30 protein-coding genes are annotated in these 24,260 nt (G+C 64.7%); 7 read left to right on the forward strand and 23 right to left on the reverse strand.

Features of this window, described 5'->3' with window-relative positions; translation table 11 throughout:
• The first annotated feature begins 153 nt into the window (after window positions 1–153).
• Complete coding sequence (locus tag AX724_RS20510) at window positions 154–783, forward strand: 5'-methylthioadenosine/S-adenosylhomocysteine nucleosidase (RefSeq protein WP_066770474.1); 630 nt, start codon at window positions 154–156, stop codon at window positions 781–783.
• Between the two features lie 25 nt (window positions 784–808).
• Here the strand turns inward: AX724_RS20510 and AX724_RS20515 are convergent, their stop codons facing one another.
• From AX724_RS20515 to petA, 4 genes are all read right to left on the reverse strand, one after another.
• A complete protein-coding gene (locus AX724_RS20515) occupies window positions 809–1,342 on the reverse strand; it encodes an adenine phosphoribosyltransferase (protein ID WP_066770476.1) in 534 nt (177 codons plus the stop codon).
• Window positions 1,343–1,415: 73 nt separating this feature from the next.
• Window positions 1,416–2,264, reverse strand: a complete 849-nt coding sequence (locus tag AX724_RS20520) for a cytochrome c1 (RefSeq protein ID WP_066770478.1) — start codon at window positions 2,262–2,264, stop codon at window positions 1,416–1,418.
• 14 nt (window positions 2,265–2,278) lie between these two features.
• A complete protein-coding gene (locus AX724_RS20525) occupies window positions 2,279–3,598 on the reverse strand; it encodes a cytochrome b (RefSeq protein WP_066770480.1) in 1,320 nt (439 codons plus the stop codon).
• An 11-nt stretch (window positions 3,599–3,609) separates the two neighbouring features.
• Window positions 3,610–4,176 carry a ubiquinol-cytochrome c reductase iron-sulfur subunit gene (gene petA, locus AX724_RS20530; protein ID WP_066770485.1) on the reverse strand — a complete coding sequence of 189 codons (567 nt, stop codon included), beginning with the start codon at window positions 4,174–4,176 and terminating at the stop codon, window positions 3,610–3,612.
• Window positions 4,177–4,380: 204 nt separating this feature from the next.
• Here petA and AX724_RS20535 point away from each other — a divergent pair, with 204 nt between their 5' ends.
• From AX724_RS20535 to AX724_RS20545, 3 genes are read left to right on the forward strand one after another with little or no spacing between them, the layout of a single operon-like run.
• Complete coding sequence (locus AX724_RS20535) at window positions 4,381–4,839, forward strand: tRNA (cytidine(34)-2'-O)-methyltransferase (RefSeq protein WP_066770487.1); 459 nt, start codon at window positions 4,381–4,383, stop codon at window positions 4,837–4,839.
• Complete coding sequence (hemF, locus tag AX724_RS20540) at window positions 4,836–5,720, forward strand: oxygen-dependent coproporphyrinogen oxidase (RefSeq protein ID WP_066770488.1); 885 nt, start codon at window positions 4,836–4,838, stop codon at window positions 5,718–5,720. Before AX724_RS20535 ends, hemF begins: the two co-directional genes overlap by 4 nt.
• A gap of 4 nt (window positions 5,721–5,724) precedes the next feature.
• Window positions 5,725–6,321 carry a GNAT family N-acetyltransferase gene (locus AX724_RS20545; RefSeq protein WP_066770492.1) on the forward strand — a complete coding sequence of 199 codons (597 nt, stop codon included), beginning with the start codon at window positions 5,725–5,727 and terminating at the stop codon, window positions 6,319–6,321.
• Here AX724_RS20545 and AX724_RS20550 read toward each other — a convergent pair.
• The gene (locus AX724_RS20550) at window positions 6,306–7,067 is read right to left on the reverse strand and encodes a hypothetical protein (RefSeq protein ID WP_066770497.1); all 762 of its coding nucleotides are present in this window, start codon (window positions 7,065–7,067) and stop codon (window positions 6,306–6,308) included. The two genes, AX724_RS20545 and AX724_RS20550, sit on opposite strands and share 16 nt — an antisense overlap.
• A gap of 79 nt (window positions 7,068–7,146) precedes the next feature.
• On the opposite strand from AX724_RS20550, the gene lipB reads away from it, so the two are divergent.
• The 3 genes from lipB (at window position 7,147) to AX724_RS20565 (ending at window position 8,984) form a co-directional block, all read left to right on the forward strand.
• A complete protein-coding gene (gene lipB / locus AX724_RS20555) occupies window positions 7,147–7,854 on the forward strand; it encodes a lipoyl(octanoyl) transferase LipB (protein ID WP_066770500.1) in 708 nt (235 codons plus the stop codon).
• Window positions 7,855–7,912: 58 nt separating this feature from the next.
• Window positions 7,913–8,200, forward strand: coding sequence for a hypothetical protein (locus tag AX724_RS20560; RefSeq protein WP_066770503.1), 288 nt, complete (start codon window positions 7,913–7,915; stop codon window positions 8,198–8,200).
• Window positions 8,201–8,288: 88 nt separating this feature from the next.
• A complete protein-coding gene (locus tag AX724_RS20565; protein ID WP_066770506.1) occupies window positions 8,289–8,984 on the forward strand; it encodes a hypothetical protein in 696 nt (231 codons plus the stop codon).
• Window positions 8,985–8,988: 4 nt separating this feature from the next.
• Here the strand turns inward: AX724_RS20565 and queE are convergent, their stop codons facing one another.
• From queE to AX724_RS20655, 18 genes are all read right to left on the reverse strand, one after another.
• Window positions 8,989–9,636 (reverse strand): 7-carboxy-7-deazaguanine synthase, encoded by a 648-nt coding sequence (gene queE, locus AX724_RS20570; protein ID WP_066770508.1) that lies wholly within the window; start codon window positions 9,634–9,636, stop codon window positions 8,989–8,991.
• A gap of 15 nt (window positions 9,637–9,651) precedes the next feature.
• Entirely contained in the window at window positions 9,652–10,344 is a 693-nt protein-coding gene (queC, locus tag AX724_RS20575; RefSeq protein WP_066770510.1) for a 7-cyano-7-deazaguanine synthase QueC, read from the reverse strand.
• A 50-nt stretch (window positions 10,345–10,394) separates the two neighbouring features.
• Window positions 10,395–10,802 carry a DUF3617 domain-containing protein gene (locus AX724_RS20580; protein WP_066770741.1) on the reverse strand — a complete coding sequence of 136 codons (408 nt, stop codon included), beginning with the start codon at window positions 10,800–10,802 and terminating at the stop codon, window positions 10,395–10,397.
• 134 nt (window positions 10,803–10,936) lie between these two features.
• Window positions 10,937–11,842, reverse strand: a complete 906-nt coding sequence (hslO, locus tag AX724_RS20585) for an Hsp33 family molecular chaperone HslO (protein WP_066770513.1) — start codon at window positions 11,840–11,842, stop codon at window positions 10,937–10,939.
• Between the two features lie 96 nt (window positions 11,843–11,938).
• Window positions 11,939–12,868 (reverse strand): ornithine carbamoyltransferase, encoded by a 930-nt coding sequence (gene argF / locus AX724_RS20590; protein ID WP_066770517.1) that lies wholly within the window; start codon window positions 12,866–12,868, stop codon window positions 11,939–11,941.
• A gap of 112 nt (window positions 12,869–12,980) precedes the next feature.
• Window positions 12,981–14,177: an aspartate aminotransferase family protein gene (locus AX724_RS20595; RefSeq protein WP_066770519.1), complete on the reverse strand. Its 1,197-nt coding sequence runs from the start codon at window positions 14,175–14,177 to the stop codon at window positions 12,981–12,983.
• Between the two features lie 160 nt (window positions 14,178–14,337).
• Window positions 14,338–14,733 (reverse strand): flagellar export chaperone FliS, encoded by a 396-nt coding sequence (locus tag AX724_RS20600; RefSeq protein WP_066770521.1) that lies wholly within the window; start codon window positions 14,731–14,733, stop codon window positions 14,338–14,340.
• A gap of 17 nt (window positions 14,734–14,750) precedes the next feature.
• Window positions 14,751–16,169 carry a flagellar filament capping protein FliD gene (gene fliD, locus AX724_RS20605; RefSeq protein ID WP_066770522.1) on the reverse strand — a complete coding sequence of 473 codons (1,419 nt, stop codon included), beginning with the start codon at window positions 16,167–16,169 and terminating at the stop codon, window positions 14,751–14,753.
• A 78-nt stretch (window positions 16,170–16,247) separates the two neighbouring features.
• Complete coding sequence (locus tag AX724_RS20610) at window positions 16,248–16,697, reverse strand: hypothetical protein (protein ID WP_066770525.1); 450 nt, start codon at window positions 16,695–16,697, stop codon at window positions 16,248–16,250.
• 232 nt (window positions 16,698–16,929) lie between these two features.
• Window positions 16,930–18,066 carry an EscU/YscU/HrcU family type III secretion system export apparatus switch protein gene (locus AX724_RS20615; protein ID WP_066770527.1) on the reverse strand — a complete coding sequence of 379 codons (1,137 nt, stop codon included), beginning with the start codon at window positions 18,064–18,066 and terminating at the stop codon, window positions 16,930–16,932.
• Window position 18,067: 1 nt separating this feature from the next.
• Window positions 18,068–18,850, reverse strand: coding sequence for a flagellar biosynthetic protein FliR (fliR, locus tag AX724_RS20620; RefSeq protein WP_066770529.1), 783 nt, complete (start codon window positions 18,848–18,850; stop codon window positions 18,068–18,070).
• On the reverse strand, window positions 18,847–19,119 hold the full coding sequence (gene fliQ / locus AX724_RS20625; RefSeq protein WP_066770532.1) for a flagellar biosynthesis protein FliQ: 273 nt from the start codon (window positions 19,117–19,119) through the stop codon (window positions 18,847–18,849). The genes fliR and fliQ overlap by 4 nt, the downstream gene beginning before the upstream one ends.
• Before the next feature lie 41 nt (window positions 19,120–19,160).
• Window positions 19,161–19,949 (reverse strand): flagellar type III secretion system pore protein FliP, encoded by a 789-nt coding sequence (gene fliP / locus AX724_RS20630; RefSeq protein ID WP_066770535.1) that lies wholly within the window; start codon window positions 19,947–19,949, stop codon window positions 19,161–19,163.
• On the reverse strand, window positions 19,939–20,205 hold the full coding sequence (locus AX724_RS20635) for a FliO/MopB family protein (protein WP_066770538.1): 267 nt from the start codon (window positions 20,203–20,205) through the stop codon (window positions 19,939–19,941). The genes fliP and AX724_RS20635 overlap by 11 nt, the downstream gene beginning before the upstream one ends.
• Window positions 20,206–20,290: 85 nt before the next feature.
• Window positions 20,291–20,626 (reverse strand): flagellar motor switch protein FliN, encoded by a 336-nt coding sequence (gene fliN / locus AX724_RS20640; RefSeq protein WP_066770545.1) that lies wholly within the window; start codon window positions 20,624–20,626, stop codon window positions 20,291–20,293.
• Entirely contained in the window at window positions 20,623–21,507 is an 885-nt protein-coding gene (locus tag AX724_RS20645; RefSeq protein WP_066770548.1) for a flagellar motor switch protein FliM, read from the reverse strand. The genes fliN and AX724_RS20645 overlap by 4 nt, the downstream gene beginning before the upstream one ends.
• Window positions 21,508–21,627: 120 nt before the next feature.
• Window positions 21,628–22,278, reverse strand: a complete 651-nt coding sequence (locus AX724_RS20650; RefSeq protein WP_066770552.1) for a flagellar basal body-associated FliL family protein — start codon at window positions 22,276–22,278, stop codon at window positions 21,628–21,630.
• A gap of 28 nt (window positions 22,279–22,306) precedes the next feature.
• Window positions 22,307–24,259 carry a flagellar hook-length control protein FliK gene (locus AX724_RS20655; protein ID WP_066770553.1) on the reverse strand — a complete coding sequence of 651 codons (1,953 nt, stop codon included), beginning with the start codon at window positions 24,257–24,259 and terminating at the stop codon, window positions 22,307–22,309.
• Between the last annotated feature and the right edge of the window lies 1 nt (window position 24,260).

Below are 24,260 nucleotides of genomic sequence, written 5' to 3' on the forward strand. Positions count from 1 at the left end.
GCCCAACGGGTTTCGGGTTAAGCCTGCCGCGTTTCATGCGCGGAGCGCCGTGCCGCCCTCCCCTTCATCCGGCCTCTCCCTCAAATAGGCCTCAAGGACGCATCTTGCCCGCATCCCGCGACCTTTCTAAGGCGCGTGGCTGGAGGACGCTCGATGCCCTTGGGATGCGAAACGATCGGTGGCAGACGCGTGCTGTTCGTCATGGCGGTCGAAGCGGAATATGGCGCGCATTTGCGCGCGCGCTTTTCGCCGCTGCTCACCGGCGTCGGCCCTGTCGAAGCTGCGCTGGCGACCGGCATCGCGTTTCAGGAGCTTGAGCGCCAGAATGCCCTGCCGGATCTTGTCGTTTCCCTGGGATCGGCGGGGTCGAGAACCTGCCCGCTGGGTGACATTTTCCAGATTGCGAGCGTGTCGTGGCGCGACATGGACGCATCCCGGCTGGGTTTTGCCAGGGGCGTGACTCCCTTCGCCGACCATCCGGTCGACATTCCGCTCGTTACCCCCCTTCCGCTGCCGCTCGCCCGGCTTTCCACCGGCGCCAATGTCGTAGGCGGCGACGATTATGCCTCGATAGACGCGGACATGGTCGACATGGAGACGTTCGCGGTGGCGCGCGCCTGTGCGCGTTTCGACGTGCCGCTCATGGGACTGCGTGGCGTTTCCGATGGCCCGGGTGAGCTGGACGGCATCCACAGCTGGATGGAGTTGCTGGGCCTCATCGACGAAAGACTGGCCGTGGCGGTGGATGGTCTGGAGCCTGCCTTGCGCGACTGGCAAGTCTAGCGGTGCAACGGCCAAAGAAGGCCGATCAATGTCCGTCGAAGGTCAGGATCGCGCGCACCGGAACTCCTTCGGCCTCCAACGCGGCGCGGCCGCCAAGGTTCGGCAGATCGATCGCGAACAGCGCCATCGAGATGCTCGCCCCCTGTTCGCGCAGCAGCTGAGCGGTCGCTATGGCGGTGCCACCGGTGGCGATCAGATCATCGACCAGAATGACGCGGCTTCCCGCGGGCACTTGCCCGCGATGCAGTTCCAGGCGGTCCGTGCCATATTCCAGAACATAATCGATGCCGACGGTCGGCCCCGGCAGCTTGCCCGCCTTGCGGACGGGGACGAAGCCCTTGCCGATGGCATGCGCGATCGCCGCGCCCAGAATGAAACCGCGCGCCTCTATGCCGATGACAAGGTCGGGGTCGAGAGGAGCGGCGATCGCCGCGAGTTCATCGACCAGATCCCGGAAGCCCTCGCCATCGGCCAGCAGGGTTGTGATGTCGCGAAACTGGACGCCTGGTTTTGGGAAGTCCGGGATCGTGCGGATCAGATCGGCGAGATGGGTGCTCATGCCGTCTCCATAGGGAAAGGGCGCAGCCTCCTCAAGGAAGCCACGCCCTTCATCCTGTTTGCAGATGGCGCGCTCAGGCCGCCTTCTTCTTGTCCGCCCAGATATTCTGGTAGGCCATGTAGGCGAGCGCGGTCGCGATCAGCAGGAAGATCACGCTGGCGACGCCCGCGCGGTGGCGGTTCTCCAGCTTCGGCTCGGCGGTCCAGGTCAGGAACGCGGCAACGTCCTGCGCCATCTGATCGACCGTCGCCTTGGTGCCATCCCCATAGCTGACCTGACCTTCGGCCGTCAGCGGCGGCGCCATGGCGAGGTTCAGGTTGGCGAAATAGGGATTGTAGTGCAGCCCCTCCGGCGTCTTGGAGTCCGGGAACTCCTTGAGCAGTGCGGCCGGCTGCGCCTGAAAGCCCGTGAGCAGCGAGTAGACATAGGCCGACCCGTGGTGACGCGCCTTGGTCATCAGCGACAGGTCAGGCGGGATGGCGTTGTTGTTCGCCGCCGCCGCCGCGACATTATTCGCGAAGGGCTTGGGGAAATGATCGGCTGGAACCGGATCGCGCGTCGACATCTCGCCGGTCTTGGGATCAACGTCGGGAGTCTTGATCGCCCACTGCTTGGCGATCGCCTTCACTTCCGCCTCATTGTAGCCGAGCGCTTCCAGATCGCGGAACGCCACGAACTTCAGGCTGTGGCAGGCCGAACAGACTTCCTTGAACACCTGGAAGCCGCGCTGCAGCTGGCGGCGGTCATATTTGCCGAAAGGGCCGTCGAAGGAGAAGGAGACATGCTTGGGCTGAAGGTGGAACTCATGTTCCACCGTAGGCTGCGGCGGCTCGCTGACATAAGCCGCAGCCCCCACCAGGAAGGAGATCAGCAGCCAGCCCGCGAAGAAGAGGCCGACAAGAAATGCGCCGATGCGAACCATTGATGCTGTCCCCCTTAACCGGCGTGCGAAGGCTGCGGATCGGCGCCCATGCCGGGCAGCGCATCCTCTTCGCCTTTTATGTTGTGGCGATTAAGCACCGATTCCGTGATCGATCCCGGCAGCGGCAACGGCTTTTCGAAGCGCGCGATGAGCGGCAGGATGATGAGGAAGTGCGCGAAATAATAAGCTGCCGCGACCTGTGAGATCATCACATAGGGCTCTTCCGCCGGCGCGCCGCCGCAATAGCCCAGGATCAGCACGTCGAGGATGAGGATCCAGAAGAACTTCTTGAAAGTGGGGCGGTAGTTACCCGACCGCACCGGCGACGTGTCGAGCCAGGGCAGGAAGAAAAGCAGCAGGATCGAGGCGAACATCGCCAGCACGCCCAGCAGCTTTGCCGGCACGAAGAAGAAGTCCACCGTGAAGGCGCGCAGGATCGCGTAGAAGGGCCAGAAATACCATTCCGGCACGATGTGCGCGGGCGTCGAGAGCGGGTTCGCCTCGATATAATTGTCCGGGTGGCCCAGATAATTGGGCGCGAAGAACAGCATGATCGCAAAGAGGATCAGGAACACGCCGACTCCGAAGCCATCCTTGGCGGTGTAATAGGGGTGGAAAGGCACGGTGTCCTGCGGCCCCTTCACCTCAACGCCGGTCGGGTTCGACGATCCCGGGATGTGCAGCGCCCAGATGTGCAGGATGATGACGCCTGCGATGACGAAGGGCAGCAGGAAGTGCAGCGAGAAGAAACGGTTCAGGGACGCGTTGCCCGGCGCGAAACCACCGAGCAGCCAGGTCTGGATCGGCTCGCCGACCACAGGGATCGCGCCGAACAGGCCGGTGATGACCTTCGCCCCCCAATAGCTCATCTGCCCCCAGGGCAGCACATAACCCATGAAGGCGGTGGCCATCATGAGAAGGAAGATGACGAGGCCCAGCAGCCACACCATTTCGCGCGGCGCTTTATACGACCCGTAGAACAGGCCGCGGAAGATATGGAGATAGACGACGATGAAGAAGAAGCTCGCGCCGTTGGCGTGCGCATAGCGCATCAGCCAGCCGGCGTTGACATCGCGCATCGTCTGCTCGACCGTGCCGAACGCGACCAGGTCGTTCGCGCCATAATGCATCGCCATGACGACGCCAGTGACGATCTGGATCACCAGCGCAAGGCCCGCGAGCACGCCGAAATTCCAGAAATAGTTGAGGTTGCGCGGCACGGGATAGCCCGCGCCGATCGCATTGTAGACGAGGCGCGGAAGCGGCAGCTTTTCGTCCACCCACTGCATCAGCGGATGCTTTGGCGTGTAATGTTCAGCCCAGGGAAAGCTCATCGTTTCTTACCTCAGCCTACGAGAATGGCGGTGTCGGAAGTGAAGCTGAACTTCGGAACTTCCAGATTCTTGGGCGCGGGGCCTTTGCGGATTCGCGCGGCGGTATCGTAGGACGATCCGTGGCAGGGGCAGAAATAACCGCCAAACTCGCCGCGATTCTCACCCTCGCCCGCACCCAGCGGCACGCAGCCCAGGTGAGTGCACACGCCCATGGTGATCAGCCACTGCTTCTTGCCATCGACGGTGCGCTCTTCCAGCGTCTGCGGATCGCGCAGAGTGGAAGGATCGACCTTGTCCGCTTCCGCGATTTCCTTCTCGGTCAACTGCCGCACGAACAGCGGCTGCGAGCGGAAGGTGGTCTTGATCGCCTGGCCCGGCTGGATCGCCGAAAGATCGACCTCTGTCGAAGCAAGCGCCAGCACGTCGGCACTGGGGTTCATCTGGTCGATAAGCGGCAAGACAACCGCAACCGCGCCAACCCCGGCGAAGCTGACCGCAGCGATATTGATAAAATCGCGGCGACGCACACCTTCTTCGCCGGATAGATCGTGACCGTCAGAATGCTCTACGCTCGCCATGCACCTCTACCCTTGCAAGACTTCCCTGGCACACCGCATGCCGTTACCGGCGCTGATTATCAAGGGAAATGGGTCGCCGGTCATGGCTGCCCCGCCTTCCCCCCGGCGTGGTTCGAGGGCCTGATAACCGGACTGCAAGCGCTTTGCCAACAGCAAACTCGCGCGCACTATGACAATTTGCCGCAGTGCATTAAGGCGCTGCCCATGCGTATCGCCCTTTATCAACCGGAGATCGCCGGCAATGTCGGCGCAATTTTGCGCCTCGCGGCCTGCTTTTCCGTGCCTGTGGACATCATCATGCCGACGGGTTTCGCTTTTTCCGACGCGCGGCTGAAACGTGCGGCCATGGATTATGGGGAGGCCGCCGACGTGACCCGCCATGCCAATTTCGCGGCATTCGACGACGAAAGGCGTGCGCGTGGCAGGCGACTGCTCCTGATGAGCGCCCATGCCTCGCAGCGTTTGCCCGACGTGCGGTTTCAGCGGGACGACGTCTTGCTGATGGGATCGGAAAGCGCGGGCGTGCCGCCCGAAGTGCGCGACTTGGCCGATATTCGTGTGCGCATTCCTATGGCGGCGGGTTTCCGGTCGCTCAACGTGGCCGTTTCCACCGGCATCGCCATTGCCGAAGCACTGCGCCAGACCGAAAGCTTCCCATCATGACCAATCCCGTTCCTTCCGTACCCTTCGCCCTCGATCCGCGTCAGCAGGCCGCGCGCGCCTGGTTCGAATCGCTTCGAGACCGCATCTGCGCCGAGTTCGAGGCGATCGAGCGGGAGGCCGGGAGCGATGCGCGCTTCGACTTCACGCCCTGGGACCGCGAAGCGGCAGGCCAGGCCCCCGGCGAAGGCGGCGGCGGCGTGCGCGGCGTCATGAAGGGGCAGGTTTTCGAAAAGGTCGGCGTGAACGTCTCCACCGTGGGCGGCGAGTTCGCGCCGGGATTTGCCGAGACGATCCATGGCGCGGCGGAAAACCCTGCCTTCTTCGCCACCGGCATCAGCCTGGTCGCGCACATGGCCAATCCGAACGTGCCCGCGGTGCACATGAACACCCGCTACCTCGTCACGACCAAGGCCTGGTTCGGCGGCGGCGCGGACCTTAATCCCCCCCTGCCGCGGCAGGAGGATACGGACCATTTCCATGCCGTGCTGAAGGCGGCGTGCGACGCCCATCACCCGGATCATTATCCCCGGTTCAAGGCATGGGCGGATGATTATTTCTTCCTCCCCCACCGGGGCGTTCATCGCGGCGTTGGCGGCATCTTCTACGACCATCTCGAATGTGCCGACGATGCGGCATTCGACGCGACCTTCGCCTTCACCCGCGATGTGGGGGACGCGTTCCTGGCCGCCTTCCCGCCGATCGTGCGCCGCCGCATGCACGAAAACTGGTCTGACGCCGATTACGCCACCATGCTGGAATGGCGTGGGCGCTACGCCGAATTCAACCTTGTCTACGATCGCGGTACCTTGTTCGGCCTCAAGACGGGCGGCAACATCGACGCCATCCTGATGAGCCTGCCGCCCGTGGCGCGCTGGAACTGACGGCATGGCGCTGATACCGGTGGAACCGGGCATGGTCGCGACCATCGTCACGCATCTGGAAATGCTGGATCGGCCCAGGCCCGCGCCGATACCCGCCGCGCCGCTGCGCCTCGTCCGGTGGAAGACGCCGGACCCCGACGCCTATCGCACCCTGTTCCGCCGCGTGGGCGAGCCGTGGCTGTGGTTTTCCCGCCTCGTCATGCCGGACGCCATGCTGCGCGCGATCATCCATCACCCCGATGTGGAGGTCTATGCCGTCACGGATCCACGGGGCGCGGAAGTGGGATTGCTGGAACTGGACTTCCGCTCGGCCCCGGATTGCGAGTTGAGCTTCTTCGGCCTCGCGCCCGGACTGACCGGCAAGGGGTTCGGCCAATGGCTGATGGCGCAGGCCAAATCGCTTGCCTGGCGCAAGGGCGTCGACCGTTTCTGGGTCCATACCTGCACGCTCGACAGCCCGGCCGCCCTGGGATTCTACATCAAGGCGGGCTTCGTCCCCTATGCGCGGGAAGTCGAGACCTTTGCCGACCCGCGGCTCGCCGGCGTCCTGCCACGCGACGCCGCGCCCCATGTGCCGCTGCTGGATCAGCCCGCCGCCTGACGGTAGAGCCGCGCCAGCATCACTAGCATATAGACCTGCACCACGGCCGACACGCCGGCCGACGCGATGCCGCCCACCAGCCGCGCGCCATCGACGCCCGCGACCAGCCCGCCGAGGACGCCGAACACGGCCTGCGCCGCCGATCCCGCTATGGTCGACAGCACCAGCACGATCGCAAGGAAGCCGAAGATGCGCCAAAAGCCGCCCTTCGTCAGCGCCCAGGCGCGCTTGAGCGACGCCAGTACGCCCAGATTGTCGTCGATCACCACCGGATTGAGGAGCGCTAGCCGCGTCCCGATGAACAGCCCCACGCCCACCATGGCGATGACTGGCCCCGCATAGCCCGCCACCATGACGAGAGGGGCGGACACCACAAGGAGGGCGACGAACAGAAGCAGCCCCGCCAGCACGCTCGTTCCGATGAGCACCGGCAAGCGATGCAGCGCGAGCCTCAATGCCTCGGCAACGCTGATCCCCGGTCGCAGCGCCAGGGCGAAAAGCGTCAAAGACCCGAACCAGATCAGCAGGATCGCAAGTGTCAGACTAAGCCAGTAACTGGGGGGCACCGGCGGCATCGGCCCCTTCATTGTCGAGGACCATTGCACCAGCGCGGCCGGCGTCATCTCCTGAAGCAGGACGATCGGCAGCGCCACGAACAGCAGGGCGACAGGCAGCAGCAAAGCCGCTTCCCGCGCGACGAAGGCTACCGCTTCCTCCCACGCCTTGCCGATCGACATCGTCGCCATATCTTGGTGCTCGCCTGAACTATCCTGAAAATGCGGCCCGAGACTTGATCGCTCGCCCCGCCCAAGTCAAGGAAAGCCCATGTCCGTCGCCGCGTCCGACCCATCCGCCTTTCCCGCATCCGTCGAATGGCGAATGCAAACCGCGCCAGTCGATTATCCTTCGGCGCTGGCCGACATGGAAGCGCGCGCCGCCGCCATCTTCGAAGGTCAGGCGCCCGAACGCGTGTGGCTGCTGGAGCATCCGCCGCTTTACACGGCCGGCACCAGCGCCAACCCTGCAGAGCTCATCGACCCCCGCTTCCCGGTCCACGACGCGGGCCGTGGCGGGCGCTACACCTATCATGGGCCAGGCCAGCGGATCGGCTACCTCAACATCGACCTGCGCGAGCGGGGACGGGACGTCCGTAATTTCGTGCATCATCTGGAAGGCTGGATGATCGCCGCGCTGGCCGAACTGGGCGTCGCCGCCCGCCGAGCGGACGGACGTATCGGCATATGGACCGAGGACCGGGACGGGCGCGAGGCGAAGATCGGCGCGCTCGGCATTCGCGTCCGCCGCTGGGTGACGCTGCACGGATTTTCGATCAACGTCGATCCCGACCTGTCCCATTTCGGCGGCATCGTTCCGTGCGGCATCAGCGAATTTCCCGTCACCAGCGTCGCAGCGGTGGGCGGGAACGCGTCGATGGCGGCGCTCGACGCTGCTCTCAGGGCCCACTTCCCGTCCTTTCTCAACAATCTACGGCGGTGCGGCCCGGCACTTGAGCAATGTGCAACCGGCGGCTAGGGTTGCCCCGTCATTTGCCGGTTGGCCACCGGACATCAACCCTTCCGAGGAGAACCGGATGCGCCGCACCGCTACGACCGCCCTTACCGCTGCGCTGCTTCTCGGCTGCCTTCCCCTTGCCGCCTGCGGAAAGCAGGATGAGACAAGCACGAAAGTGCAGATGAAAGACATGGAGGTCGTGGACGGCACGGCCACCGACGCGATGACCGATCTGGACGGCGTACAGGGCGAAGGCGCGTCCGCCGCCATGCCGGGCGGCAACGCAACCTCCAACACCAGCGCGCCGGCAGCGCCCGCGCAGGAGAAGGCGACGACGGAACCGACGGAAGTCGTTTCGGATCAATAGGGGTAGGCTGTCATTCAGCGCCCGTGCAGGCGCATGATGAGAAACAAGATGCGGGAGCGCAGGCGGGCTTCCTTGAGAGGGTGGATTCATGACATTTGGTTTGTTTTTACGCCGCATCGCAACTGCGTCGGCGATCCTGATCGCGCCATTGCTGTCGCAACCGGCGCAGGCGCAATTTTTCTGGACTCCCCCTGACCTGAGCGCGCCGCCATTTACCGACGCAACGGCCGCAACGGCCTTGGGCTTGCCCGGCGCGACCGCAGCGGAGGTCAAGGCCGGGCTCGCCTGGAATCTGCGCGCCGCGCTCAATGTCGCCGCGCTCCAATGCGATTTCGACCGCACGCTGCTGACGACGAGCAACTATAACGCCATGATCGCGCATCATGATGCGGAGCTGGACGCGGCTCAGGCAGCGCTGCTCGGCTATTTCCAACGCACGGTGGGCAAGGGAAAGGCAGGCCAGTCCGCTTCCGACATGTACAACACCCGCATCTATTCCAGCTACTCGACGGTTCAGGCACAGAAGGGATTCTGCCAGGCCGCAGCGGTCGTGGGGCGGGATGCGATCTTTGCCGATCGCGGCACGCTGAGCGATGTCGCGCGCAAGGGGCTTGGCTCTATCAAGAAGGCAACGATACTCGCCGGCGAGCAATTCTACGGAACGCCGGGCTATGACTATGCGGTCGCCATGCCGTCGCTAGACCCTGCTTGCTGGAAGAAGGGCGTGCTTCAGCCCGCCTGCCATCGGGCATGGAACGAGAAGACCGGCGTGGGCCAACCCTGAACGGTCAACGCAGGCCCAGATATTTATGGGCCTGCACCGTCAGCCGCCACTGCGGCCGTTCCATGACCAGCGCAATGGCCGAACGGGCATTGTCGATGGCCCGAACATCGTCCAGCGGCTGGATCAGATGATGGTCGAACGGCCACGCCGCCATGGCATCGACCTCGGCCACGCTGTGTCCACCCCCCGGTTGCGGCCATACCAGCTTGAGTTCATGGCCTGACCGCTGAACGACATCGCTGCCCGCCTTGGGGCTGATACAGATCCAATCGACGCCCGGATGCACTGGCAGCGTACCGTTGCTTTCGATGGCAATGGTGAAATGCCGGGCATGCAGCGCATCGACCAGCGCATCGTCGATCTGGAGCATCGGCTCGCCGCCCGTCAGGACGATGTAGCGCCCTTCCCGTCCGTCTCCCCAAAAACCCAGCGCGGCGTCCGCCAGACTGTCCGCATCGGCAAACTTCCCGCCGCCAAGGCCATCTGTACCCACGAAATCCGTGTCGCAGAAACGGCAGATCGCGCTCGCCCGGTCCTGTTCGCGCCCGCTCCACAGGTTGCAGCCGGCAAAGCGCAGGAACACGGCGCGACGGCCCGCCTGCACGCCTTCACCCTGCAGGGTCAGGAACATCTCCTTGACCGCGTAGCTCATCGTCCCGCCGCCTTTTCAGGGCCGCGCGGCGTAGCGTGTGGGGTCCGGCACGCCTGCCTCCTCGAACCCCTTCGATCGCAGCCGGCAGCTGTCACACAGCCCGCAATGCCGGCCGTCGGGCGTCGGGTCGTAGCAGGACCAACTGATCCCGGCGTCCAGCCCCAGCCGGTCGGCTTCCCGCACGATGTCGGCCTTGCTCATATATTGCAGCGGCGTGTTGATCCGTATGGGATGACCCTCGACCCCCGCCTTGGTGGCCAGCGTCGCCATTTTCTGGAAAGCGTCGATGAACTCCGGCCGGCAATCCGGATAGCCCGAATAATCGAGGGCATTGACGCCGATGAAGACATCGCTCGCCCCCGCAACTTCGGCAAGGCCCAGGGTCAGCGAGAGGAAGATGGCGTTGCGCGCCGGAACATAGGTGACGGGGATATCCGCCCCCACCCCGCTCTTTGGCACGGCAATATCTGCCGTCAGCGCCGATCCGCCAAAAGCCGTGAGATCGAGTGGCAGCACGATATGCCGGATGGCGTTCAGCGATTCGGCCACTCGCGCGGCCGCGCGCAGCTCGACCCGGTGGCGCTGGTTATAGTCGATCGACAGGGCAAGGAGGCGGTAGCCGGATTCCCGCGCCAGCGCACCTGCAACCATGGAGTCGAGCCCACCCGAAAGCAGGACGACGGCGAATTTTCCGTTATTGGCAACCATGGCTTCGCGCTAAAGCCCGCGTCGCCGCAAAGCAAGCGGCGGCGCATGCCTCATCCCGCGCAAGCGCCGACCCGCCGGCCTTCCGCAGCGAAGGCGAAGGGCGCGCCTTCGGCCACGCCCTGCGACCGGATTTGCACCAGACGGGATGTTTCCACCCGAAGGTCGGTGCGCCCGTTCCCCGCGGCCGCGCAATCATAGGTCACGGACGTGTCGTGTGGCGCATCGCTTATTATAAAGCTGCGGCAGAGCGCCTTGCCGTGGCGGACCTGAAGCAACTGGCGCAGGTCGGTGACGCACAGCTTGCGCACCTCCGCCCCTTCGCCCCGGCCGCGCAATTCCCATTCGCCCGGCTCCAGCGTCTGCAGGGCGGCAGGTACCGGCGCGTTTGCCGCACTGGCGCTTGCGGCCGCCATCATCGCCGCCGCGACCCAGAATGTCCGCACCAAAGCCGTGGTCATGCTTACGCCCGTTCCGATCGATTCGCCGCCGGCGTCGACGCCCGGCACTGTGCCCTTGGCGGGCAATTGCGGCGATTTCATAACGAAAGTGGCACGGTTCGCCTCAATTTCAAAGCGGCGGCGGCAACCGTTCATCAATGCGTCTGAAAACTTTCGAGTGTCAGCGGAAAGACGCGCGAGCAGAAAGCGCAATCGACCCCGATCACCCCTTCCTCGTCCGCCATCTCGGCACGCTCCGCCGCCGGAAAACGGCCGATCACGTCGCGGATGTGCGCCAGGTCGCAACGGCATCCCTTGGCTACGGCGCCTTCCTCCGTCACCCGCACTTCCTCTTCCTCGTGGAACAGGCGCCACAAAATGTCTGTCAGCGGCAGCGTATGATCCGTTAGCTCTTCCGGCTTCAGCGTCTCCGCCAGCACCTGCACATGCTCCCACTCGGGATGGTCATGCCGCACATGAAGCCGCTCGCGACCGACCTCGCCCTCCGGAAGATGCTGGAGCAGCATGCCCGCGGCGACGCAGCCCTCGCCCGCATCGTGGCGTGTCGCGATCCGGATGACGCTCGGGATCTGTTCCGACTGGAAGAAATAATGTTCGGCCGCCTCGGCCAACGACTGGCCTTCCAGTGGCACGATGCCCTGATACCGTTCACCGGTTTCGGCGAGGTCGAAGGTGATCGCCAGATAGCCTTTGCCGAACAGACCGAAGAGCGACGGGTCCGTGCCCAGCTCCGCCAGGCGGTCGGCGTCGAACTTGGCATAGCCGCGCAGGTCGCCATTCTTGTAATCCGCGACCAGCAGGCTGACGACGCCCGTTTCCGTCTGCGCCTGCAGGGTCAACTGCCCACCTTCCTGCTTCAGCGTGCTCCCGAGCAGCGCCGCGAGCACAAGCGCTGACGCCAGCAGCCGTTCGACCGGCGGCGGATAGGCATGGGCGGCAAGAATCTGGTCCAGCACGGGGCCAAGCCGCACCACCCGCCCGCGCGCGTGCCGCGCGGGGATGGTGAAGCCAAGGCACTGGTCAATATGGTCGGCGGTCAAGATAAGGCTCCGTTCGTCCGGCGCGCGAAGCGACAGAACAGATAAGCATCCGATGATGCGGGCAGACCGCCTAGATAGGGCGGCCCTCCTCATTTCTCAATCGAGCCGCCCGAGCGCCCAGAGCAACACGGATTTCTGCGCATGAATGCGGTTTTCCGCCTCGTCCCATATCAGCGATTGCGGACCGTCGATCACGTCCGCCACCACTTCCTCGCCGCGATGCGCGGGCAGGCAATGCAGGAACTTGGCGGTGGGCTTGGCCAGCGCCATCAGCGCAGGCGTCACCTGATAGGGCATCATCGCCGCGAGCTTTTCCTCGGCGTGGGCCTGCCCCATGGATATCCACGTGTCGGTAACGACGACATCCGCCCCTTTCACTGCCTCCGCTGCATCGCGCGTCAGGGTGATATTGGCGCCCGCAGCGCGGGCCGCCTCGGCAAAGGTGGGATCGGGATCATAGCCTTCCGGCACGCCCACGCGCACGTCGAACTTCAGCAGGCCCGCCGCCTCGATGATCGAATGAAGGACATTGTTGCCGTCACCCAACCACGCCCACTGGCTACCCGGCAAGGCCAGCCCATGTTCGACCACCGTCAGCAGGTCCGCGACGATCTGGCACGGGTGCGACAGGTCGGTGAGGCCGTTGACGACGGGGACAGTGGCATGACGCGTCATTTCCTCGATCTTGGCATGATCGTCGGTGCGGATCATGATCGCGTCGACCATGCGGGAAAGGACGCGGGCGGTGTCCGCGATGCTTTCGCCGCGTCCAAGCTGACTAGTCGCGCCGTCGAGGATGAGCGAGGTGCCGCCAAGCTGGCGGATCGCCATGTCGAAGCTGACACGGGTGCGGGTCGAATTCTTCTCGAAAATCATTGCGAGCGTATGGCCCGCGAGCGGGGCGTCGGCATCCGCAGCGCCCCTGGGCTTGCCGATCCGCGCCGCCTTCCGGTCGATCGCGTCGGCGATCATCGCGGCGATGGCGTCGCCGCCCGCGTCGGACAGGTTCAGAAAATGTCTTGGCATGTCATGCCCCTAAACAATGTCGCGCTCCTGCAAAAAGCAGGAGCCCAAGGTTCCGGACATTACGCCCAAAGGCCCTGGGCTCCGGCTCAAAGCCGGAGCACGGAAGTTCTGGTCAGGCCGCTTTCGCCTCGGCGAAGCTCCGCGCGCCGGCGGAAATCTTCTCCATGGCTTCGGCGATATGGCTTTCCTCGATGACGAGCGGCGGCAGGATGCGCACGACATTCTGCCCCGCCGATACCGCAAGCAGGCCGTGATGATCGCGCAGATGCGCCACGAACCCACGCGCGTCATAGGCCTCGTTCATGCGGATGCCGAGCATCAGGCCCATGCCCCGCACATCCTGGAACATGCCGTCATGATTGGGGATGAGCTGTTCCAGCGAGGAGCGCAGACGCGCGCCCATCGCCTTCACATGATCGAGGAAACCGTCGGCCAGCACTTCTTCCAGCACGGCCAGGCCCACCGCCATGGCAAGCGGGTTGCCGCCATAGGTGGAGCCGTGGGTGCCGAACACCATGCCCTTGGCCGCCTCTTCCGTGGCGAGGCATGCGCCGAGCGGGAAACCCGCGCCGATCCCCTTGGCGACCGCCATGATGTCCGGCGTCACGCCATATTGCTCATGCGCGAAGAAGGTGCCGGTGCGGGCATAGCCGCACTGCACCTCGTCCAGGATCAGCAACAACCCCTTCTCATCGCACAGCTGGCGCAGGCCCTTGAGGAATTCCTGCGTCGCCGGCGTCACGCCGCCCTCGCCCTGCACCGGCTCCAGCAGGAAGCCGGCGGTGCTGTCGTCGACAGCCGCCGTTGCAGCATCCAGATCGTTGAACGGCACAACCTGAAAGCCGGGCAGCAGCGGTTCGAACCCGTCGCGCATCTTGGGCTGGCTGGTGGCCGAAATCGTGCCCAGCGTCCGCCCGTGAAAGGCGTTGTCGAAGCTGATGATCTTGTGCCGGTGCGCCTCGTCATTGGCATAATGGTAACGGCGCGCGGTCTTGATCGCGCACTCTACCGCTTCGGCCCCCGAATTGGTGAAGAAGACAGTGTCCGCGAAGGTCGTATCGACAAGGCGCTGCGCGAACTTCTCCCCCAGCGGCATGCCGTAAAGGTTCGACGTATGCATCAGGGTCGCGGCCTGATCCGCGATCGCCTGCACCAGCCGCGGGTGACCATGGCCCAGCAGGTTGACCGCGATCCCGCTCGCGAAATCCAGATAGCGCTCGCCGCGCTCCCCGATCAGGTAGCAGCCCTCGCCTCGGACCGGACGCACATCGCACCGGGGGTAAACGGGCATGAGCGGCGTAATCGACATGGTCCTTCCCTTTCTGGACTGATGTGGTCGTCACAAGCGCGTGATTGCGCGAAACGCAAAAAGGCGGCCCCCGCCGGGCCGCCCTTTGCGAGCGCCGCCTATACCCTCGCCCGACAGGGGGTGCAACCCCGCTGGACCGGGCCAGCCAGCAGCAATTGGATCAGCCGATCTGGTTCCAGGCTTCGGCGATTTCTCCCACGATCGCACGGGCGCGATCGACGGGCGCTGCAGATCGCTCCTGGGCGCCGCTCAGCAGAAGACGGCGCGCTTCACGGTAGATTTGCGCGAGCCCGGTAGCGACATCGCCGCCCTTTTCGAAGTCCAGGCTGGATTCGAGCGCGAACAGGATGGACATGGCGCGGGCCTGCTTGTCCGAAACCTTCGTCCGGTCGCCGTTACGTTCCGCCAGCGCCGCCGCATCCATCGCCAGCAGCAGTTCGTCGAACAGGATCTTCACCAGCCCGTGCGGCGTCGCGCCTTCGGTCCGGCTGCCCGAATGGACCGCCGCATAACGCCGCGCCGCAGCACCGCCTGCATAACCCTGACTATAGAACATCGCCTTATCGTCCCGATTCAATCATTATTACTGTTGGTCCAAACCTTGACCTGCTGTTCAAGGTAACTCTGCGTCGCCTTGAGCGCGCTGAGGCGCGTGTCCATGGCGGCGTAGATTTTGGTGAGCTGCGCCTCATAGTCGGTCATCTGCTCGTCCAGCTTCTTGAGCTGTTCGGTGAAGTCCTTGGCCAGCGTGTCATACCGCTTCTGCGCCTGCTTCATGGCGCCGTCGTCCTGCTCGATCGTATCGCGAACCGTGTCCATCAGCTTGGACAAGCCCGGATTGGCGGTCGTGGAAACCTTTGGATTGACCATGTTGGTCACAGCTTGCGGATCGCGTTCGATCGCGCTGGCGAGCTGGGCCGTATCGAGCTTGAGCGTGCCGTCCCGGTTGGTGGCGATGCCGATGTCCGCCAACGTCCTGAAACTGCCGCTTGCGCTGAGCTGGGCAGAGGTGATGCTGGATAGCTGGCGCTTCATGTCGCGGACGGCGGCCACGCCGTTCAGCACCCCTGCGCTGGAGGAGTCAACGCCCGCCGCGGTCGCCGTGTTCAACGCCTTCATCAAGGTGTTATAGGCGTCGACAAATTCCTTGAGCAGGTCCGAAATGCCCGATGTCGGCTGCGACAGGGACAGCGTGACCGTGGAGGACGGCGCCGCCTTGTTGAGGTCGATGCGCAGATAGTCGATCGCCCCGTCGATGCTGTTGCTGGCATATTCATGGTCCACGCCATCCAGCGTGATCATGGCGTTTTGGGGGGCCGAATTGCTGGTGAGCGAACCGGTTTCCGTCGCCGCATCGAAGCTGAGGCCGGCGAGGACGCCGCTGCTGCCGGATGCGGGCGTCATGCTGAAATCGTTGGCTTCGCCGGTCGCGCCCTTGAACACCAGGCGCGTGCCGTCGGCGTCGGTGACAACGCGGGCGGTCACGCCGCTATCGGCGGCGTTGATCGCGGCCGCAAGACCCGCATAGCTGTTGTTGCTGGCGTCGATCGTGATCGTCTTGGGGGTGCCGTTGCCAACCGTGATGGTGATCTGTCCGGTTCCGACCTGGCTCGCGCTGGTCGCCGCCGGGTCGGCGGCCGATGACAGGACACGCGCGGTGGCCAGCTGCTTGACCGTCAACTGCGCGGGCAGGCCGCTCGGCGATCCGCCGCTCAGCAATGTCACCGACGCGATGCTGGCGTCGTTGGAACTGGCCGATCCGATATAGCTCGGTCCGGCAAGCACTTCGTTCAGAGCGTTGGCGAAGGTGTCGAGCGAGCTGATCGCAGAGGCCAGGGCCGAAATGCGCGAGCTGTTGAGGCTTTGACGGCTGGTGATGGACTGCTGCTTGGGGTCGCGCGTCGCGCTCACCAGGCTTTGGACGAGCGCTGAGGTGTCGATGCCCGACCCCGCGCCAAGCGCTCCCAAAACCGTGCTGCCTATCGAACTCATCCGCCGTCCTTTCAAGAGGGTAGAACGGCAGTAGCGGCGAGACCTTTAGGAATGATTTTCAGCGACGTGACCGACCGGTCAAGGCGCGGTGATCTGCTCGACCGCACCGCGCGATACGTGCGCTTGGGCGGAATGCGCATAAGAGGCGCGCTCGACGATCCGCCGGGCCACCGCCTTGGCGTGCTCCACGTCTTCCCGGCTGGCGGGCGGCAGCGGGACGAGCACCATTGGCCGGGGGATCATGGCCTGGATCGCACCGGCGGCATCATCGACGCCCATCAGGCCGTTGCCCAGATCGGCCAGGATTTCGGACACGCGCGCATGCACTTCGACATATTCAGCGACGCTCGCCACATCCGAATCGACGGCGACAAGGACGGCGGGATTGGCTGCGGAACGCGTATCGTCATCCGCCCGGTCGCTTGCGCGGCTGGCCGTCACGGGCTTGATCGCCTGTGTGGGCGCAGCCGACCGCACCACCGTCCGGTCGACCGGCGACAGTTCAGCCCGCGATATGAAATCGTCCATGACGCATCATCCTTACACGTCCCCAACATCCTAGGACGGACGGATGCGCAAAAACTTTAGGGCCGGATCGAAAAATTTTTAAATTTTTTGCAAATGTTTGAAAGATATATGATTTTTAACTTAGAACAACGACATGAGACAGGGAAATGGACAGCCGAAATGGCGTCGAACGCCGTTGACGGCCGCGACGGGATAGCTGTCTACTTCGTTGTCGCCTTATCCGGATGCCGCGCTAAATCTTGCGGCCGTCAGCATCGAAGCGCAGATCTTCGGGAATCGTGATGAAGGGCCTGTCCATTTCGCTGGCCATCCGGTTTTCGACACGGAACACGAAGGCCAGCACCGTCGCCACAGCCATATAGAGACCTTCGTTGACGATCTGGCCGGCGCGGCTGGTGAAGTAAATGGCGCGGGCGAGTTCAGGATATTGCAGCACCGGCACGCCGCTGGCGTCGCCAAGTTCGCGGATGGCCCCGGCGATGGCATCGTTGCCGCGTGCGACGACGACAGGCGCTGCATCGACGCCAGGCTTGTAGCGCAGCGCGACCGCGAAATGGGTGGGGTTGGTCAGGATGACGCTGGCGTCCTGCACCGCCTTGCGCGTCGATCCGCTCAGCACCTCGAACTGGCGACGGCGGATATGGCCTTTGAGCTCAGGCGAACCTTCGCTTTCCTTATGTTCGTCCTTCACTTCCTGCTTGGTCATGCCAAGGCGTTTGGCGCGCTGCATGATCTGCGCGGGTACGTCGATGCCAGCAATCAGGAACAGGCCGCCCGCCATGACCAGGCAGGTGAAGATGAAGATGTTGCCAACGTCGGCGATGGCGGCGGTTACGCCTGCCTTCCCCAGCCCGCTGATCTCCGCCAGCCGGTCCCAGATGATCCAAACGCCGATGCTGCCCAGCAGCAGCACCTTTGCGATGGACTTCACCAGCTCGATCAGGCCCTGCATGCCGAAAATGCGCTTGAGGCCCGCGGCCGGGTTAAGCTTTTCGGGCTTGGGCGTGAACGCGCCGGGACGAAAGCCGAGCGATCCCAGCAGCGCGGGCGCGGCGACCGCGGCAAGGAAGGTCGCCAACATGACGCCCGCAACCGGCAGCAATATGCCCGTCAGCAATTCCACGCCCCGCCGGGCCGGCGAGAAATCGACGATATCTTCCCGCTTGAAGCGCAATCCTTCCACCAACATGGCGGACAGCGCGTCGATCAGCGCCGGGCCGATTACGGCCATGCAGCCGATCCCGGCCATCACCACCAGCGCGGTGCCGAGTTCGCGCGACTGGAGGATATCGCCCTTCTTGGCGGCATCCTGCAATTTCTTGGCTGTCGGCTTTTCGGTCTTTTCGCCGCCTTCGCTCCCGCCGGCCATGTCAGCGGCCCTCCGACAGGTCGCGCGCCTGTTCCAGGCCGGCCTTGAGCGCGGCGGTCATCCCTTCCGCCAGGATCGGCACCGAAATGGCGAGCAGGACGAGGCCGGCCATCATCGCCATCGGCATGCCGACTGCAAACAGGTTGAGCGAGGGCGCCGCGCGCGACAGCATGCCCATGACGATCTGCACCAATATCAGCGCGAAGGCGACCGGCAGCGCCACCGTCACGCCAGCGCCAAGCAGCGATCCGCCGAATTCGATCATGCGCCAGATGGTGTCGTTGGACAGCAGCGCGCCACCCGGCGGAATAGCGACATAGCTTTGCACGACGAAGCTGGCGAGCAGCAGGTGACCGTCCATGCCGAGCAACAGGAAGGTCGCGAGGATCGACAGGAACTGGCCCACCGCCTGGGTGCCCTGACCCGAAGACGGATCGACCATGGCCGCGAAGTTGAGGCCCATGGCGTTGCCGATCGTCTCCCCCGCCACGAAGGCGGCGGCGTAGCCGATCTGCACGGCAAACCCCATGGCAAGGCCGGCCAGCACTTCCCCCATCACCATCAGCACGCCCGCGAAGCTGGCGACGCCATCTTGCGGCAGCTGGATCGTGACGCTGTTGAGCGCCGCGAGGCCGAGCGCGAGGGCCAGGATCAGGCGCAACTGGAGCGGGACGGCGGGCGCGCCGAATACCGGCGCTGCGATGAAGGCCGCGCCTGGCCGGATCATGGCGATCAGCCAGACCCAGAGCTGCGTCTCCACGCCCACAAAGCCCGGCGCGATCATTGGAGGAGGTCCGGGATGCGCTCGAAGATTTCACGGGTGAAGTCGGCGATCAGCACCATCATGGAGCCGCCGAACAGCACCAGCATGCCGCCCACGACCAGCAGCTTGGGAATGAAGCTCAACGTCTGTTCATTGATCGACGTCGCGGCCTGCACCATGCCGATGACGAGGCCCGCGATCAGCGCCGGGATCAGCACGGGCGCGGCCGCAAGCGCCGTGATCCACAGCGCCTGTTGGGCCAGACCCATGAAGAAATCGGCGTTTTCCATGCGCTATCGCTCGCCGAACGGAAAAGGCACGCCCCCGCGCGTCATGTCGCGAACGACCCGGCAAGCGACCCCATGGTCAGCGCCCACCCATCGACCAGCACGAACAGCAGCAGCTTGAAGGGCATGGATATGATGGTGGGCGACAGCATCATCATGCCGAGCGCCATCAGCGTGGAAGCGACGACCAGGTCGATGATGAGGAAGGGCAGGAATATCATGAAGCCGATCTGGAACGCCGTCTTGAGTTCGCTCGTCACGAAGGCCGGCAGCAGGATCGAGAAAGGGATGTCGGCGGGCGTGCGGAACGCCGGCGCCTTGGCAAGGTTGGCGAAGAGCTTGAGGTCGCTTTCCCGCGTCTGCTTGCTCATGAAGCCGTGCAGCACCTTGCCCGACCGGCCGACCGCTTCCTCGATGCTGATCTGCCCCTTGCCATAAGGATCGAAGGCCTGCGCATTGATGGTGTCGATCGCGGGCCGCATGACGAACAGCGACAGGAACAGCGCCAACCCCACCAGCACCTGGTTGGGCGGCGTCTGCTGCAGGCCCAGCGCCTGGCGCAACAGCGAAAGGACGATGATGATGCGGGTGAAGCTGGTCATCATGAGCACGAGCGACGGCAGCACCGTCAGCAGGCTCATGAGGATCAGGATCTGAAGCGACAGGGACAGCGAGCGGCCGTCGCCCGACACCTGGCCCAGCGCGCGGGTCAGCGCGCCGCCATTGTCCACCGGCGCGGGCGCGGCAGGCAAGGCCTGGGCCAGCGCCGGATCGGCAAGACCAAGGCCGACGACGAGCAGCGCGCCGCCGATCAGCCAGATCCTAGCGCGCACGATAGGGCTCGCCTTCCGCGATCTTCTCGATCCGGTTGCGGGTGACGGCGACAAGGATCTTCCTGCCCTCGAATTCCACCACCGCAAGCTTGCCGAACGTGCCCATTGGCAGCGCTTCTAGCAGTTTGAGGGAACGGTCGCCCTGCCCCGCGCCGATCATGCCAGGCTGATATTTGCGCCACAGCCACAGCGCGCCGAACGCCATACCGCCGACCAGCGGCAGGAGGATCAGCAGTTTGACGAAATACCAGACCATGGAAGGGCCGCCCGCTTGTCGTGGTTAATGCCTGTCGATTCGCACTTTCCGCGTCCAAGGCAAGCGCAAAATCCAAAGCGCGCGATCAACCGCGCCGTTCGATCCCGGCCAGGCGGTTTTCGGTGGCGGCGATATCGACGATGCGGATGCCATAGCGGCCGTTCACCGTCACCACTTCGCCCTTGGCGATCAGCGCGCCGTTGACCATGATGTCGAGCAGGTCGTCCGCCTGCCGGTCCAGTTCCACGATGCTGCCTTCCGACAGGTCCATGACCTCCGCAAGACGCAGCGAGGTCGATCCGACCTCAACCGACATGCGGACCGGAATGTCTGCCAGCAGCTTGAACTGGCGGTTGCTGGTCATCCGGCTGACCGGATCGTCCAGCCGGTCCATCCGGGGGGCTTCGCTCATATCGCTCATTGGTCGGTTTCCTGTGCAAGCTTTTCGATCTGGAATGCGGCGCGGCCGTCCTGTTCGCCGATGCTGCCGTGCGCGACGATGCGGTTGCCCACGATGAGCGGCAGCGACCGGCCGATGGTGACGGGAATGACATCGCCGACCTTCAACTGCATGAGGTCGGAGATGGAAAGATTGGGCCGTGCCAGTACGGTGCGGGCGGGCAGGCGAATGTCGCGCATCCGGCGCGCGATCCGCGTCTGCCATACGGGATCGCGATGTTCATCGTCGGCGGGCAGGCTCGTGCCGGTCAGCGCTTCCACGGCGCGCAGGGCCGACAGCGGGAAAAGGATGTCTATCGGCCATTCCTGTTCGCGGGTGAGCGAGACCGTGAAGCGCTGCAACACCATCTGGTCGGTCGGCTGGGCGGCCGCGGCGTAGCCGATGCCGCTTTCGCGCAGGATCAGGCTGCGGTCGAGCGGCAATATGTCGGTCCAGGTATCAACCAGCCGGGCCGCGATGGAATCGGCAAGCCGGGCGATCAGGCGATCTTCGGTGGGCGTGAATTCCCCGCGCGTCGGCAAGGGGCGGTTGCCGATGCCGCCGTAGAAACAATCCACCAGCGTGGAGATCATGCCGGCATCCAGGCACAGCATCATCTGCCCCTTGAGCGGCAACATGCGGTAAAGGGAGAGGCTGCAAAAGGCCGGCACGTCCGCCGACCAGGCGCCGAATTCGATGACACGCGTATCCTGCACCGCGACATGCGGGCGGACGCCGGCGATCGGCTCGATCAGCGCGCGCATGCGCCGGCCGAGCTTTTCCGCCAGCCGGTCGAGGCCCGACAGCATGATCGGCGCCTGCGTGTCCCCCCGCCCGAAGGCGTAGGCCTGAACTTCGGTCATAATGGTCCCCTGCTCCATGGCGGAGCGGGGGACGTCCCGTTCCGTGTGGAGCGGGCCTATAAAATAACGAAAATGGTAAAAGTCCGGTTAATCCGAGCGTCGCGCCTGCGCAGTTGGCGCTTACTGGATCACGAAATTGGTGAAGTAGACATTGTCGACGCCGCCATAGCCGGTCTTCTGCTTCAGCACGTCGTTCACCACGTCGCGAATCTTCTTCTGCAGCATCTGCTTGCCCTGCGGCGTGTCGAGCACTTCCTGCGGCTGTTGCGCCAGCATCATCAGCACCTGGCTGCGGATGGGCGTTTCATGCTGCTTGACCGCGGCGATCACGCGATAGTCATAATAGGTCGACACCGCGACGCTGATCTGGGCAAAGGCGTCCGTGTCCGACATGTTGGACGTGAAGGGCGCCTGCAGCTGGAAATAGGTCGCCTGATAGGCCGCGGGATTGGCGGGCGTGGGAAGGTCAATGCCCTTGCCCGGCGCATGACCGGCGGACACGGCATGGCTTTCGCCGCCGCCACCGCCATGGCCGCCGCTTTCGCCGGCCCAGCCGTGCGCGGTCGCGACGGCCTGCGCGTCTTCTCCTGCCAGGACCAGCACGGGCTTGTTGGGGTCCACCTTGGGGCCTTCGGCCTTGGGGCTGAAGAAGCCGGCGGCATAGAGCCCGCCAGCCGCGCCTGCGCCACCAACGACCACACCGACGACCAGCAGCAGGATCATCTTCATGCTCCCGCCTTTTTTCTTCTTGGCCTTCGGCTCGTTGCTCATGTCACCTGTCCCCTGAATTCATCGCGGCTTACGCATAGCGCGCGCGCGGTGGCTCCACGGCGTGTCCACCGCTCTGCTCATGGTTAAGAACGGCCGGATCCCCGCCGCTTTTAGCCGTTGCGCCGAAATTTTCGCGGCCTTGCCCACGCCCCTGCATGTGCGATTGCGCCGACGACTGGCCCCAGCCCTGTCCCTGCATCGTCCACGCGCCGCCCTGGGACTGCGATCCCGTCGATTGCTGACCGGAAGACTGTGCGCCGGCCCCGTCCGACCGTGACGGTTCGCTCACGATATGCGCGCGTTCCACCTTCACGTCGCTGATCCGCACCGCCGCCAGACCCGCGTCCAGCTTCAGCCGGTCGCCTTCCTGCCGCAGCATCTGTTCGGCAACGTCGCTGGCGACGGTCAGGCTGACGGCCGCGCCGTCGACACCCTGGCGGATATCGACCTGAACGGGACCGAGCTGCCCGGCGTCGATTCGAAAACGCCCCTGCGCCCCGTCCGCGGAAAAGCTGGCTATATCGCGCGCCAGGCCATCGATCCACTGCCCCGAGATGCCCATGTCAACGACCTGCGCGCCAAGGCTGGCCGAAAGATCGACCACGGCGGGCGCGGCAAAAAGCTGCGCCGTTCCTTGGGACATCACCACATGCTGAGACATCAGGGGCATGAACGGCCGGTCCGTCCCCGTCGGCGTGGCGACAGCGGGGTCGCTGCTCCGCTCCGGCAGCGCCGGGCTGCGGTCGCCTGTCCGATCATGCAGTTGGTCGCGCGCCAGTTGCAGCAGCGACAGCGCCTCGGCGATCGAGGGCCGCGACGCGGCATGTGTTGCCCGGATGTCATCCATGCCCGAAGGGACCGGACGCTCCTGTGCCGACATACGCGCATCGGCCATTGCAGGGGCGACACCAGCACCGGGCTGTGCAGACACAATGGGTGCCGAAGCCGCCTGAAACGTCTGCAGGTCGGTTTTCATGGCCTGGGTGGGAGCCGGCGGTGATGGCGCATCGGCAATCCGCCGCGACTGGGGTTCGGAGTTGCGCGGCGCCGCCGGGGTTTCGCCTGCGAGAGACCCGTTACCGACAGCTTTAACGTCGGAATCCTCCGATGGCGCGATTGCCGTGGCGGTCGGGACGACTGTCCCGGCGCCTTCGAGAGGACTCGCTGTCGACGATGCGTCGTCGCTCCGCGATAAAACCCCGCCGGATTTCGTTGGAACAGCAGGAATGCTGCCCGAACCTCGCTCCGTAGGGGCATCCTTTACGTCAACGCTTCCTGCCGAGGCGGCGGAAGGCGCAGCAGCGGCGACATTGGAAAGTGGGACGGGAAGAGGCGGAACGAGCTGGGGCGTGGCGACGTCCTTTGGCTGAGCGTCATGGACGTGCCCCAGGGGTGCGTCGTCCTGCTGACCCGTATCGCGTTCACCCACAGCCTCTTCGATCGTACCTTCATCCAGCCGGGACATCGCCAGGCCGGCGGATGCCCCGGCTTGGTGTTGCGCGGCGGCGTTGTTCGGCTTCGGCGTTGTTCCGGTAGCCGGCATTGGTTCGGACGCGGAGGGAGGCAAGCTATCGGGCAGCGCCGCATCCATGGCCACAGGTGCCGGCACAAGCGGTTCGCTCACCTCGCCCGCCGCCTGATCGGCCATGGGCGGTTGGATCTCGGCTGCTATGGCGGCTTGCGGCGCGCCATCGACCGGCGGCGCCACCTCCACCGTCACCGGCGGCACCGGCAGCGGCAGCGGCGCGCTTGATCGATCCGGGGGAAGCGCCCCGGTCAAAGGAGAAGGCGCGGGCGCGGCTTCTGCGTCCAGTTTTGCAGGCGCGGGGGCTTGCCCGGCGGCGGCCTTCAGCATGTCCGTGACGCCGTTCAGCAGGGCGGAAAAGTCGATGCCTTCGGCGGCACCGGCGATGGCGGTAGGCGCCTGGCCAACAGCGGTCGCGGGAAATAGCAGCGCCTTCAGGCTGGTCAGCATGTTCATG

It is taken from the genome of Sphingobium sp. CCH11-B1 (genome assembly GCF_001556865.1).
GTDB lineage: Bacteria > Pseudomonadota > Alphaproteobacteria > Sphingomonadales > Sphingomonadaceae > Sphingobium.

What these genes read in the sequence shown, in the direction of transcription:
- AX724_RS20510 (WP_066770474.1), top strand. Translation starts at nt 154, where the DNA reads ATGCCCTTGGGATGCGAAACGATCGGTGGCAGACGCGTGCTGTTCGTC.
- AX724_RS20515 (WP_066770476.1), bottom strand. Translation starts at nt 1,342, where the DNA reads ATGAGCACCCATCTCGCCGATCTGATCCGCACGATCCCGGACTTCCCA.
- AX724_RS20520 (WP_066770478.1), bottom strand. Translation starts at nt 2,264, where the DNA reads ATGGTTCGCATCGGCGCATTTCTTGTCGGCCTCTTCTTCGCGGGCTGG.
- AX724_RS20525 (WP_066770480.1), bottom strand. Translation starts at nt 3,598, where the DNA reads ATGAGCTTTCCCTGGGCTGAACATTACACGCCAAAGCATCCGCTGATG.
- petA (WP_066770485.1), bottom strand. Translation starts at nt 4,176, where the DNA reads ATGGCGAGCGTAGAGCATTCTGACGGTCACGATCTATCCGGCGAAGAA.
- AX724_RS20535 (WP_066770487.1), top strand. Translation starts at nt 4,381, where the DNA reads ATGCGTATCGCCCTTTATCAACCGGAGATCGCCGGCAATGTCGGCGCA.
- hemF (WP_066770488.1), top strand. Translation starts at nt 4,836, where the DNA reads ATGACCAATCCCGTTCCTTCCGTACCCTTCGCCCTCGATCCGCGTCAG.
- AX724_RS20545 (WP_066770492.1), top strand. Translation starts at nt 5,725, where the DNA reads ATGGCGCTGATACCGGTGGAACCGGGCATGGTCGCGACCATCGTCACG.
- AX724_RS20550 (WP_066770497.1), bottom strand. Translation starts at nt 7,067, where the DNA reads ATGGCGACGATGTCGATCGGCAAGGCGTGGGAGGAAGCGGTAGCCTTC.
- lipB (WP_066770500.1), top strand. Translation starts at nt 7,147, where the DNA reads ATGTCCGTCGCCGCGTCCGACCCATCCGCCTTTCCCGCATCCGTCGAA.
- AX724_RS20560 (WP_066770503.1), top strand. Translation starts at nt 7,913, where the DNA reads ATGCGCCGCACCGCTACGACCGCCCTTACCGCTGCGCTGCTTCTCGGC.
- AX724_RS20565 (WP_066770506.1), top strand. Translation starts at nt 8,289, where the DNA reads ATGACATTTGGTTTGTTTTTACGCCGCATCGCAACTGCGTCGGCGATC.
- queE (WP_066770508.1), bottom strand. Translation starts at nt 9,636, where the DNA reads ATGAGCTACGCGGTCAAGGAGATGTTCCTGACCCTGCAGGGTGAAGGC.
- queC (WP_066770510.1), bottom strand. Translation starts at nt 10,344, where the DNA reads ATGGTTGCCAATAACGGAAAATTCGCCGTCGTCCTGCTTTCGGGTGGG.
- AX724_RS20580 (WP_066770741.1), bottom strand. Translation starts at nt 10,802, where the DNA reads ATGACCACGGCTTTGGTGCGGACATTCTGGGTCGCGGCGGCGATGATG.
- argF (WP_066770517.1), bottom strand. Translation starts at nt 12,868, where the DNA reads ATGCCAAGACATTTTCTGAACCTGTCCGACGCGGGCGGCGACGCCATC.
- AX724_RS20595 (WP_066770519.1), bottom strand. Translation starts at nt 14,177, where the DNA reads ATGTCGATTACGCCGCTCATGCCCGTTTACCCCCGGTGCGATGTGCGT.
- AX724_RS20600 (WP_066770521.1), bottom strand. Translation starts at nt 14,733, where the DNA reads ATGTTCTATAGTCAGGGTTATGCAGGCGGTGCTGCGGCGCGGCGTTAT.
- fliD (WP_066770522.1), bottom strand. Translation starts at nt 16,169, where the DNA reads ATGAGTTCGATAGGCAGCACGGTTTTGGGAGCGCTTGGCGCGGGGTCG.
- AX724_RS20610 (WP_066770525.1), bottom strand. Translation starts at nt 16,697, where the DNA reads ATGGACGATTTCATATCGCGGGCTGAACTGTCGCCGGTCGACCGGACG.
- AX724_RS20615 (WP_066770527.1), bottom strand. Translation starts at nt 18,066, where the DNA reads ATGGCCGGCGGGAGCGAAGGCGGCGAAAAGACCGAAAAGCCGACAGCC.
- fliR (WP_066770529.1), bottom strand. Translation starts at nt 18,850, where the DNA reads ATGATCGCGCCGGGCTTTGTGGGCGTGGAGACGCAGCTCTGGGTCTGG.
- fliQ (WP_066770532.1), bottom strand. Translation starts at nt 19,119, where the DNA reads ATGGAAAACGCCGATTTCTTCATGGGTCTGGCCCAACAGGCGCTGTGG.
- AX724_RS20635 (WP_066770538.1), bottom strand. Translation starts at nt 20,205, where the DNA reads ATGGTCTGGTATTTCGTCAAACTGCTGATCCTCCTGCCGCTGGTCGGC.
- fliN (WP_066770545.1), bottom strand. Translation starts at nt 20,626, where the DNA reads ATGAGCGATATGAGCGAAGCCCCCCGGATGGACCGGCTGGACGATCCG.
- AX724_RS20645 (WP_066770548.1), bottom strand. Translation starts at nt 21,507, where the DNA reads ATGACCGAAGTTCAGGCCTACGCCTTCGGGCGGGGGGACACGCAGGCG.
- AX724_RS20650 (WP_066770552.1), bottom strand. Translation starts at nt 22,278, where the DNA reads ATGAGCAACGAGCCGAAGGCCAAGAAGAAAAAAGGCGGGAGCATGAAG.
- AX724_RS20655 (WP_066770553.1), bottom strand. Translation starts at nt 24,259, where the DNA reads ATGAACATGCTGACCAGCCTGAAGGCGCTGCTATTTCCCGCGACCGCT.